General features: G+C 50.6%; 8 protein-coding genes. All 8 read left to right on the top strand.

Annotated features, from left to right (window positions below; all coding sequences use genetic code 11):
• Window positions 1–61 precede the first annotated feature (61 nt).
• The 8 genes from fabF (at window position 62) to uvrA (ending at window position 12,230) form a co-directional block, all read left to right on the top strand.
• Window positions 62–1,324: a beta-ketoacyl-ACP synthase II gene (gene fabF, locus MKQ68_RS19370; protein WP_264280543.1), complete on the top strand. Its 1,263-nt coding sequence runs from the start codon at window positions 62–64 to the stop codon at window positions 1,322–1,324.
• A gap of 384 nt (window positions 1,325–1,708) precedes the next feature.
• Window positions 1,709–2,536, top strand: a complete 828-nt coding sequence (locus MKQ68_RS19365) for a hypothetical protein (protein ID WP_264280542.1) — start codon at window positions 1,709–1,711, stop codon at window positions 2,534–2,536.
• A 53-nt stretch (window positions 2,537–2,589) separates the two neighbouring features.
• Window positions 2,590–2,910: a hypothetical protein gene (locus MKQ68_RS19360; RefSeq protein WP_264280541.1), complete on the top strand. Its 321-nt coding sequence runs from the start codon at window positions 2,590–2,592 to the stop codon at window positions 2,908–2,910.
• Between the two features lie 285 nt (window positions 2,911–3,195).
• Window positions 3,196–3,783: a sigma-70 family RNA polymerase sigma factor gene (locus MKQ68_RS19355; RefSeq protein WP_264280540.1), complete on the top strand. Its 588-nt coding sequence runs from the start codon at window positions 3,196–3,198 to the stop codon at window positions 3,781–3,783.
• Window positions 3,780–4,778 carry a FecR family protein gene (locus tag MKQ68_RS19350; protein WP_264280539.1) on the top strand — a complete coding sequence of 333 codons (999 nt, stop codon included), beginning with the start codon at window positions 3,780–3,782 and terminating at the stop codon, window positions 4,776–4,778. The genes MKQ68_RS19355 and MKQ68_RS19350 overlap by 4 nt, the downstream gene beginning before the upstream one ends.
• 10 nt (window positions 4,779–4,788) lie before the next feature.
• On the top strand, window positions 4,789–7,815 hold the full coding sequence (locus MKQ68_RS19345) for a TonB-dependent receptor (protein WP_264280538.1): 3,027 nt from the start codon (window positions 4,789–4,791) through the stop codon (window positions 7,813–7,815).
• Window positions 7,816–7,821: 6 nt separating this feature from the next.
• Complete coding sequence (locus tag MKQ68_RS19340; protein WP_264280537.1) at window positions 7,822–9,213, top strand: purple acid phosphatase family protein; 1,392 nt, start codon at window positions 7,822–7,824, stop codon at window positions 9,211–9,213.
• A gap of 137 nt (window positions 9,214–9,350) precedes the next feature.
• A complete protein-coding gene (uvrA, locus tag MKQ68_RS19335; RefSeq protein WP_264280536.1) occupies window positions 9,351–12,230 on the top strand; it encodes an excinuclease ABC subunit UvrA in 2,880 nt (959 codons plus the stop codon).
• The last annotated feature ends 3 nt before the right edge of the window (window positions 12,231–12,233 follow it).

Here is a 12,233-nt window from a genome sequence, read left to right as displayed (position 1 = left end):
ATATGCGTAATCTTAATAATAAGTAACTAAATTTGCGGCTCTTAATCTTATAGAAATAAATATGCGCACTGTTACACTGAGAAGAGTAGTGATTACCGGCCTGGGAGCGATAACGCCGCTTGGTAACGACGTTAACACATTCTGGAATAACCTGAAAGCCGGCAAAAGTGGTGCAGGACCTATTACCAGGTTTGATACTACAGACTTCAAAACAAAATTTGCCTGTGAGCTGAAAGGCTTAAACATAGATGACTTCATTGAGAAGAAAGAGGCCCGTAAGATGGACCTGTTTACTCAATACGCGATGGTAGTGGCCGAAGAGGCTATTAAAAGCGCCAACGTGGACCTGGAGAAGATCGATCGTACCAAGTTCGGTGTGATCTGGGCGTCAGGCAACGGCGGTATGCAAACCTTCGAAGACCAGATCATCGAGTTTGCGCAGGCTAACTTCGTTCCTAAGTTCAATCCTTTCTTCATTCCCCGACTGATATCCGACATTGCTGCCGGTCAGATCGCGATGAAGTATGGCCTGATGGGTATTAACTATTGTACCATTTCGGCCTGTGCCTCTTCCAACAGTGCGCTGGTAGATGCATTTAACTATGTACGCATGGGTAAAGCCAATATGATCATAGCAGGTGGTTCCGAAGCTCCGGTAACCCGCGCTGGTATTGCTGGCTTTAACGCCCTTAAAGCCCTTTCTACCCGTAACGACGATCCAACCAGCGCCGCCCGTCCCTTCGACGTGGACCGTGACGGTTTCGTAATGGGTGAAGGTGCAGGAGCGCTTATCCTCGAAGATTACGATCACGCGATTGCCCGTGGTGCAACTATATATGGTGAAATGGTAGGTGGCGCGATGACCGCTGATGCTTACCACCTCACAGCTACCCATCCGGAAGGTTTGGGTGCAAGACTGGGTATGCAGCAGGCGCTGGAAGATGCCGAGCTTACGCTGGAAGACGTGGATTACATCAATGCACACGCTACTTCTACCCCGCTGGGCGACCTGAGCGAGCTGAAGGCCATCAACACCCTGTTTGGCGAGCACGCAAAAAAACTGAACGTGAGCGCTACCAAATCAATGACCGGTCACCTTTTGGGTGCAGCTGGTGCTATTGAAGCTATCGCCTGTATCAAAGCTATTTCCGATAGCCTGGTACCGCCGACCATCAATACAACCAACGTAGACCCGAACGTTCCGCAGGGCATTAACCTCACTATTGGCCAGGCGCAGCAGCGTGAGATCAACGTGGCGATGAGTAACACCTTCGGTTTCGGTGGTCACAATGCGATCGCGGTATTTAAGAAATACGTGAAATAACTTACTCGATATAGTAATTGGGAGACCGGGCGCTTTGAGTGCCCGGTCTTTTTTGTGCAGAAAATACCTGTTGGCTGTACTCCAGCTACCGTCGTCTCGCCTTTATCGCGCTGCAAGTGGTGTTTTCAGCCTGGCGGCTTACTGAAGCGGCGGACCGCCTCTGCCCATACATTAAGCTATTTTAAATATTAAATCCAAAAATATAATACGCAGTTTACCGCGGGCAACTATAAGTTGCCTATTTTTGTGATACTATTTCTATCGTACCCCTTTTTCTGTTAACTCATATCTTTTGAATCTCCACCTTGTTATTCGCATCATTTATTGCTTAATGCAATTACTATGAGTCAAAAAAACGCTAGCATTTTGCTACGGGTGGTTCTTTTGCTAATACTCTGTTCGCAAGGGTTTTCCTGCGGAAAGACGGATGATGCGTTATTGCCGGTAAAGCCAGGCTTTGCGCCGGATGTAGCCGTAGAATGTGAGCCCGAGCGCTTTGGCTGGGGCAATGGCAGTGGTATGGATAAAAATGCAAATGGTTACCCATATATATATCGTAAAACCTATAATGCGGCAGGCGATGCTTATGTGCTGCAAAGCAATACGGCGGCAGCTTACAGCCGGCACTTCGATTTAAAGGTAGTGCGCGATGGCGGTAACGTGTTCCTGGAGCGCTCTGCGGACGGGCATCGGCTGCTTTCCGCTAAGGTAGATAGTGCAGGCCGGGTGATTCAAAGCCTGTTCCGCGCAACCCGCGAGGGCCAGCCAGGCTTCTCGTTGCTGGTGAACTATTTTTACGACAAACAGGGCCGCCTGGTGAAGTTTACCTGGGGCAATGACCTCAGCGGCGTGTTTAACGTGGCTTACGATACGCATGGCAACATTCTCTCCATCGCCGACCGTGATACCACAGGTTTACGCCTGGTGTATACCTACGACTACGGCCATGCGCCGGTAAACGGGGTGGTGTACGACGAGGAACGCGGTGACGCTATGATCTCCTTCGACCTGCTGGAAGCCCTGGGCTACCTCCACCTGATGCCGCATCACCTGCGTAAGTCGGCCGAGTCATGGTCGGGCAGCTACCGGGTAGAGCGCAGGGATTACTCCAACCACATCGTGAACAACATCGGTTATGTAACCAGTTACCAGTCTGTAAGTAGCAATACTGCTTCCCACACTTATTATACAGACTGGAAGTGTAAACAATAGAGCTGTAACATTCTGCCGGTACGGGCGTTTTATAAGCACAAACTGTCCCCCATATGAAAATATATTCCATCGTTGTAATGATTGTAGCCCTTGGCCTGCTTGCTGCTTGCGGTAAGCAAAGTACGCATCCCCCTATTGTAAAAGGTGTAGTGAGAGGGGAGGATTGGATGGCCTGCGGCGGTTGGTTTATACGTATCCCCAGTGGGCACGACAGTATCGATATACGCGCCACTAACCTGCCCGGCGAGTTTCAAGTCTCAGGTACCGTCATCAATTTTTCTTACGAGAAAGATCCCGAACCAAGCATTTGTCGAGCGTATGGCATTCCGACTCCCGGGTTCCTGGTGTTTGGGGTGGAGAAGTTCGGCCACTAATTCTCACTATTTGTTCATTGATCGCATCGGGAAACGCCATGGGCGCGGGCCAATTCATAGTCTGGCCCTGCAATGCGGCCTAAACTTCGCCCCTATGCGACGCAGCGTGGCTTTGTCGCATAAGTAAACCTTCGTCCCTACGAGACGCAGGGGAGTCCCCTCCGCTCCGCCTGTTTCTTAACCTTACAGTAACATACGCAATCCCCACCAGCGTAGCATTCGCTATGTTAACCTTATGGTAACACGTCTCCGTATAAAAATCATCTCCAAAATGTGTCTTTTTATGTGAACAGGGATATAGCGGTTATGAGCCAGCATGTAGATGAACTTTTATGGGAGTATATCCGGCAGGATGATCACAAAGCGTTTGAAGTGCTTTTTGTAAAGTATTACAGGGAGCTCACGAACACCGCTTTCTATTATAACAGCAACAGCGAAGAGGCCGAGGAAATTGCGGCCGATGTGCTGCACAGCCTCTGGCAGAAACGCGCCACTTTAGAAATCAGCAGCAGCCTGAAAGCCTACTTAAGCGTAGCCACCCGCAATGCCACATTCAACATCCTGCGGAAAAAGATATTGGTGATCGAAACGCTCACGGATGCCGTGGTGAACGAGCATCGTGCCGAAGCCACCGATCATATGGAATCAAAAGATATAGAGGAAGGCATCGATCGCGCTTTACGCCAGTTGACGGCCCGGCAGCGTGAGATTTTCCGGCTGCATCGTTTCCAGGAATATCATCCGTCGGAGATCGCGCAATTGTTACAGTTGTCGGAAGGTACGGTCAACTTTCAGCTACACAAAGCCAACAAAAGGTTGAAGGAATATTTTAAAGGATTGATAAAAAAGACCGGCCAATATACAGAAGCGTGAAACAGGAACTTGATCATATTAACTGGGCGCTGGTATATGCTATACTGGCCGGTGAGGCGGACGAGCAGCAGGAAGCGCAGTGGCGTGAATTGTTCCTGTCGCAGGAACGTTACCGCCAGGTGTACGAAAGCCTGAAGCCCGCTTTTCTGAATGCGGAAACAGATGTGGCAGTGCATCAGCGGCTGCAGTTCATATCGCGCCTGCACGAACCAGCCGCGCCGGTGCCTGCGAAAGTAAGGCCGATGCGCTACTGGCAAGCCGCGGCGGTGTTGCTGATATGCAGCTCTATTGCCGGCGTAACAGCGTATTTGTCCGGCCTTAAAAAACAAAAAACGCAAGCCGTTACCTGGCAACAAATAAAAGCAGGTGCAGGCCGGCTTACCACCGTTACGTTCCCCGAAGGTTCAACGGTACGACTGGCGCCTTTAAGCACTATCCGTTTCCCGAACCAGTTTACAGGCGGGCAGCGGGAGGTATACCTGAGTGGAGAGGGCTATTTCAATGTTACGAAAGACGAATCGCCCTTCCTGGTGCATTCAGGTGATATTACCACGCGGGTATTAGGTACCGCTTTTAGTGTGAACGCGAATGATGATGAGGAAGTATGCGTAAGCCTGGTAGAAGGTAAGGTGCAGGTGCTGAAACATGCAGCCGATACGGCACAGGCGCTCGCGGTGTTAACACCTAACCAATCGCTCCGCTACCATGTGGTGGAAGATAGCTGGGAGGTGAAACGCTTTTCCGAACAGGAAGCAGCGGTGATCAAAAACGGTGGCATCGTGTTTAACGCAGCGCCATTAAAGGAAGTAGCCGGACTGCTGGAAAATTATTACGATGTAAAAGTGGTGTTCGAGGACGCGGGTATCGCACAACTGCGCTTTACCAGCATGTTCCGCCAACCGTCTTTAAGAGAAATATTACAGGCCGTAAAGGTCGCCAACAAAGTGGACTTTATTATTCGCGACAGTACCATCTATCTAAAAAAGAAACATTAAACAACCTTATATGAAGCAACTGCATGCCAGCGCCTTTTTAAGGCGTATGGGATTCCTATTGACTTTCGTTATTACCTGCAACACACTCACAGCACAGCAGAAGCTGAACGATTATAAAGTGTCGCTCAGCCTCAGTAACCGTCCGCTGAAAGAAGCGATCAACGATTTGCAGGAGAATACGGGTCTCGCCTTTACCTATTTTGAAGAAGACATTCGCCATGCCGCACCGGTAAGCCTTTCGGTAAACAATGCACCCCTCGACGTGGTGCTCGACCGCCTGTTCACCAGCCGCAGCCTGGCCGCCTCGCTGCGTGGTAACAAAGTATTTATTACACCGGCAAAACCAGAGCCGGTACGTTATGCGGTGTTAAAAGGCTCTGTTCGCGATGCCGCTAACGGACAAGTATTGCCTTATGCTACGGTACGCGTTAAAGGTACAGAGATGGGTGCTACGGCCGATAAAGATGGCGACTACCTGATCTCGAACCTGCGCCCGGGTAGCTACACGATCGTTACCGGATACATCGGTTTTGTAACGATGGAAAAACAAGTGTCATTGTCCGGCGGTGAAACCATGCACCTGCCGATTATGCTCGAGTCGCTCACGAAAGCGCTGGGTGGCGTAACGATTTCCGGCATCCGCAGGGGCGAGGTAAAAGCGCTTAACTCCATGCGTAACGCTGATAATATCAAGTATGTGCTTTCTGCAGAGCAGATCGAAAAGTTTCCTGACAACACGGTGGCCGAGTCGCTGCAACGTGTGCCAGGTGTAGCGGTAGGTTATAGCTACGGTGTGGCGCGCGATGTGATCATTCGCGGTCTGGACCCTACGCGTAACGCCGTAAACATGAACGGTAACCGTGTGCCGGCTACGGAAACGCAATCGCGTACCACGGACCTGAACGGTGTACTTTCCAACACGGTAGAAGCGATCGAGATCATCAAAACATTAACACCCGACCGTGATGCGGATGCTACGGGTGGAGTAATCAACATCATCACTAAAAGCGCGCAGGAAGAAAAGCCGGTACTGGCGGGTAAAGCGCTGGTAGGTTATAACGGTCTTACCGAAAAGGCAAACTACGACCTGTCCCTTTCTTATGGCCGTAAGAAGAACAAGTTCGGTTACCTGGTGAGCGGCAGCTACTTCCAGAGCACGCGTGGCCAGGACCGTATCGATATTTCTTATGCTGATTATGAAATCGGGGAGGCTGAAGTGCGTAAGCCGGAAAGCATTACCTACGAAGCATTTAAGATCGATCGTAAAAACCTGGGTCTGAACATCGACCTGAACTACGATGCAGGTAAAAATACCAACCTGTACCTGCGTGCGATCTACAATAAATACTACGAGTTTCAATACTCTGGTAGCGTAGGAAATAGCATTGGTGAATGGACGAGCAACGATCAGGCCGCGGATATAACTATCTACCGCGATGGCCGCTGGCGCGATTATCACCGCGATATCTTTACCCTCAACCTGGGTGGTAAATCGCTCGCCGGTAAAATGAAAATCGCGTATGACATCAACCTGAATAAAGGCTTGTATGATCAGCCTAAATACTGGAACGCCTCTTTCAATCTGGGGGATCAGTCAGCCCGTATCAACCTGGCCGACCCTTCGCAACCGGTGCTGAGCTACGATGGTACTACTGCTTCCGATCTGTCGAACTACACTACACGCAACTACATTAACCGTCACGAGCGGGTAGATGATAAAGATGCACAGGCTTCCTTTAACGCTATTCGTGAATTTTCGCTGGGTAAAACCAGCAGGATCGACCTAAAGTTCGGTGGCCGTTATCGTTATAAAACTAATGAACGTTTTCGCAACTATTACAACCACGTGTTGTTGGCCTCGGAAGATGATTTTAAACTCAGCGACTTCCTGTCTGACTACAAGCGCGATAACTTCCTGAACGATTTCATGAACCTGAACGGTTTCCCGGAAACGGAGCGCATGGAACAATACTTCCAGGCGAATAAGGCCAAATTCTCCGACGATCCTACTTACACGCGCCAGAACACTGACCCGGATTCTTACAAGGGTAAAGAAGATATGATGGCGGCTTACGTAATGGGTACCTTGAAAACCGAGAAGCTGGATGTGGTAGCGGGCGTGCGTTTCGAGCGTACATCGTTCGACTACAAAGGCAACCAGGTGTTGCTTGACGAAACCGGTACTTATATTTCCACCACTAAGATCGACAACGGTAACGCGTTCCACGGATTTTATCCGTCGCTGAACCTGAAGTATAAAATCAGCAATCGCACCAATCTGCGTGCAGCTGTTACCCGCTCCCTGTCCCGCCCGAACTACTATGACCTGGTTCCCTGGCAGGAAATTGAAAGGAGAAGAAAACGCATCAACCAGGGTAACCCTGACCTGGTGGAAGAGCCGGCGATCAACTATGACCTGTTGGGTGAGCATTATTTTAAATCCATCGGTTTGCTGAGTGGCGGTGTGTTTTATAAAAATGTGAATAAAGTATTGTTCGATTACTCTTACGAACAGAAAGGCGGCGAGTACGACGGCTACCGCATCAACACAAAAACGAATGGTGGTCGCGGTAAACTGTATGGCTTCGAAGTGGCCTGGCAACAGCAATTCACGTTCCTGCCCGGCTTCCTGAACGGCTTCGGTATCTACACCAACTATACTTACATCCAGTCAGAATTAACTACGCCGACTGTCGAAACCGCCCGTAAGATCGCGATGCCCGAAATGCGTCCGCACGTGGGTAACGTGTCGCTCACGTACGAGAAATTCGGTTTCTCCGGCCGCGTATCTTCTTACTTCTTTGCCAGCTACCTGACCGAAGTAGGTGATATCGCAGCATTCGATACGCACGAGAAAGGCCGTATGCAGCTGGACTTCTCGGCCTCACAGCAAATCGGTAAACACTTTAAGGCTACGCTGAACCTGAGCAACCTGACCCGCGCAAAACGCAGCGATTACTTTGGCAGTGAGCAATACCCGTTGAATACTTATGTTGACGGTTGGTGGGGTAGTGCGGGCATTAGCTTCCGTTTTTAATTTTTTATGTTGATACGATACCAGATGATGAAAAAGACGATGTTATGGCTGGCGCTTGTATTGCCCGCAGCAGTACAAGCCCAGGAAATTTCGCCGGTGTACCCGGCCAGCCCGGTGCCCGACCGCATTATACTTACGTTCGCCAGCGAGCCTGCCACCACGCAGGCAGTAACCTGGCGCACCGATTCGGCGACCACCAAAGGCATAGCAGAAATCAAACTTGCTTCGCCACACCCGGCAAGAGAAGTAACACCTCGTGTATTTGACGCGGCTACACAATTTCTCCAACTGCCCGGCGGCACCGCTAATTATCACACCGTAAACTTCACCGGCCTGCAACCCGCTACACAATATATGTACCGCGTAGGTGACGGCCGTAACTGGAGTGAGTGGCTGCATTTTACCACGGCTACCAGCGGCTTTAGTCCGTTCTCGTTCATTTATATGGGCGATGCGCAAAACGATCACAAAAGTTTGTGGAGCCGCGCCATTCGCGCAGCTTATGCGAAAGATCCGCAGGCGCGTTTCATGCTGCATGCAGGCGACTTGTGTAACCGTACAAACGTCGACAGCGAATGGGGCGAGTTCTTTTACGCCGGCGGCTGGATTTATGGCATGGTGCCGACCATCGCTACGCCGGGGAATCATGAGTACTATCGGGACGAGCAGCGTAAGCTCACCGTTACAAAACTCTGGCGCCCGATATTCGCGTTCCCGGAAAATGGTCCGCATGGCCTGGAAGAGAGAGCGTATTATGTCGATTATCAACAGCTGCGTGTCATCTCCATCTGCTCGCAATCTTTCTTGCTGAACGCGGCGGATAGTGTGAGCCAGATGGCCTGGCTGGAAGGTTTGCTGAAAGACAATCCTAACCGCTGGACGATCGTCACCATGCATCACCCTGTATTTTCATCGAAGGAAGGCCGCGACAATAAATCGCTCCGCGACGCGCTGCGCCCGATGTTCGAAAAGTATAGAGTGGACCTCGTGCTGACGGGCCACGACCATACCTACGGCCGTGGTATTGGCGAACAGTCTGCACAGGGTAAAAAGATCAGTTTGAAAGGGCCGGTTTACCTTACTTCTGTGAGCGGTCCAAAACAATACGTACCTGCTTTGGATGGCTGGCAGCAACGCGCCGGCGCCAACACCCAGTTTTACCAGGTGGTGAATGTGGAAGCGAACGTATTACGCTACCAGTCTTTCACTATTACCGGCGAATTGTACGACGCTTTTGATCTTGAAAAGAAGAAGTCCGGCAATGTGCTGGTAGACAAAGCGCCACCGTCGAAAGAGCTGCTGGCGCTGCCGCCATCTTACATCCAGGAACTGACGCCGGAGCAGAAGGAAATGTACCAGCAAAAAGTGGCCGAACACGAGCGTAAATTCTCTAAATAATTAGCTATCTGCCTGTTTTTCACCCTGTTGCCTGTTTTTAGGGCAACGGGGTGTTTTTTTAGGGGGATGATGCACTACTCCGTTAATTGCTTTCTGCCTGCTTTGCCGTAACTTAGTATTTTGGTTCGAGGAATGTTATGGCAAAGCAAAAGAATAGTCAAAAAGCAGAGATAGCTCCGGTGTTAAACAGCGATGAACAGATCGAAGTTTATGGTGCCCGCGAGCATAATCTAAAAAACCTGGACATCAGGATCCCCAAGAATAAACTGGTTGTTATCACCGGTATCAGCGGCAGCGGAAAATCATCCCTCGCCTTCGATACCATTTATGCGGAAGGGCAGCGCCGTTATATGGAAAGTTTTTCTGCCTACGCACGCCAGTTTATAGGCGACATGGAACGCCCCGATGTAGATAAGATCACGGGTCTTTCGCCGGTTATTTCCATTGAGCAGAAAACGACCAACAAAAATCCCCGCTCTACCGTAGGTACTATTACCGAGATATACGACTTTTTACGTTTGCTCTACGCCCGTGTTGGCGTGGCGTACTCTTACAATACAGGTAAGGCCATGACCCGCTTCTCCGAAGAGGAAATTATGGAACACCTTTTCCGCAACTCCCATAAGAAGAAAATAGTGGTACTGGCGCCATTGGTGCGCGGCCGTAAAGGTCACTACCGCGAACTGTTTGAGCAGGTGCGTAAACAAGGCTACCTGAAAGTGCGGGTGGATGGTGAAATCCTGGACCTGAAAGAGCGTATGCAGGTGGACCGTTACAAGATACACGACATTGAGCTGGTGATCGATCGTTTGCAGGTGCAGGAAGATGCGCGGGTGCGTATGAGCCAGAGTGTGCAGAAAGCGCTGCAAATGGGTAAGGGGCTGATGTTCGTGATGGACAATGACTCCGGCAAAACCATGCAGTACAGCCGTCAGCTGATGTGTGAGGAAACGGGCTTGTCGTACGAAGAACCGTCGCCGAATACGTTCTCGTTTAACTCGCCGTATGGTGCCTGCCCCCGTTGTAAAGGCCTGGGCACGATTTACCAGATCAATATGGAAGATGTAATTCCCGATCGTTCCAAATCCATCAACGACGGCGCTATTGTGCCATTAGGCGAAAGCCGCGACAGCTTCTCCTTTAAACAGGTGCAGCAGCTGGCGCGTAAATATAAATTCTCCCTCACGGCTCCTGTATCTTCCCTGCCCGAAAAAGCGTTGAACCTTTTGTTGTTCGGTGACGAAAACGGTAAGCTGGATATGGATATGGATTATGAGGAAGATGCAGCCACCACCATGGTATCCACCGAATACGAAGGTGTGGTGAACATGGTAAGGCGTTACTTCAATGATACCTCTTCCGAACATGTGCGCACCTGGGCCGAAGGCTTTATGCAGCTTAGCGCCTGCCCGGAATGTAACGGGGCACGTTTGAGGAAAGAAAGTCTCTTCTTCAAAATAGATGAAAAAAATATTGCCGAAGTAGGTGCGATGAACCTGGATGGTATGGCCGCCTGGTTCAAAGACCTCGAAAAGCGACTGGATAAAAAGCAGAATGCCATCGCCAAAGACATTCTGAAGGAAATACGCGAGCGTACCGGCTTTTTGCTGGACGTGGGCCTGAATTACCTTACGCTGAGCCGCGCCACTCGTACGCTGAGCGGTGGTGAATCGCAGCGTATTCGCCTGGCAACGCAGATTGGCTCACAGCTGATGGGCATTACGTACATCCTGGACGAGCCGAGCATCGGTTTGCACCAGCGCGATAACATGCGCCTGATCGATGCACTTCGCAACCTGAAAGCCATGGGTAATACCGTGATCGTGGTGGAGCATGACAAAGACATTATGCTGCACGCCGATTACCTGATCGATATTGGTCCGGGTGCAGGTAAACACGGCGGCCGCATCGTAGCCCAGGGTACACCGAAAGAAATTTTAGAACTCGATACCGCTACCGCGGGATACCTGAAAGGTATTCATGAAGTAGACACGCCGCCCGTTCGCCGCAAAGGCAATGGTAAAAAGCTGGAGCTGAAAGGCGCAAGCGGCAACAACCTCAAAAATGTAGACCTCTCCCTGCCGCTGGCCACCTTCATTTGTGTGACAGGCGTATCCGGCAGTGGTAAATCTACGTTGATCAACGAGACCCTGTACCCTATCCTGTCGAAGCACGCTTACGACAGCAAACAGGTACCGATGCCTTACAAGAGCATTAAAGGGCTGGAGCATATCGATAAAGTAATTGAGATTGATCAGTCGCCGATTGGCCGTACGCCAAGAAGTAACCCGGCTACCTATTGCGGGTTCTTTACCGACATCCGCACCTTACTGGCCGCCGTGCCCGAGGCAAAGATCCGTGGCTACAACGCAGGTCGTTTCTCCTTTAACGTAAAAGGTGGTCGCTGCGACGTTTGTGAAGGTGCGGGCGTTCGCACCATCGAAATGAACTTTTTGCCGGATGTGTTCGTGCATTGTGAAAAATGTAACGGCCGCCGCTACAACCGCGAAACTTTAGAGATCCGTTATAAGGGCAAGTCTATTTCCGACATGCTGGATATGACCGTGGATGAGGCCGTGGAGTTCTTCCAGCCGGTGCCTTACATCTACCGGAAAATAAAAACCCTCCAGGATGTGGGCCTGGGTTACATTACCCTGGGACAAAGCGCCGTTACCCTCAGTGGTGGCGAGGCGCAGCGTGTCAAACTGGCCACCGAACTTTCAAAGAAAGATACCGGTAAAACCATCTACATCCTCGATGAACCTACTACCGGCCTGCACTTCCAGGACATTCAGCTGTTGCTGGGCGTGTTGAACAAGCTGGTAGACCGTGGAAATACGGTGCTGGTGATCGAACATAACCTGGATGTGATCAAAACAGCCGATTACCTGGTAGACCTGGGGCCGGAAGGCGGCCAGGGTGGCGGGCAAATCCTTTGCACCGGTACGCCGGAAGAATTATTGAAATGCAAGGAAAGCCATACCGCCAGGTTTCTTAAGCTGGAGTTAAAGCGTTAATGC

It is taken from the genome of Chitinophaga horti (genome assembly GCF_022867795.2).
Lineage (GTDB): Bacteria > Bacteroidota > Bacteroidia > Chitinophagales > Chitinophagaceae > Chitinophaga > Chitinophaga horti.
The sequence above is the reverse complement of the archived record's forward strand: the minus strand, read 5'-3'. Positions and strand labels throughout refer to the sequence as shown.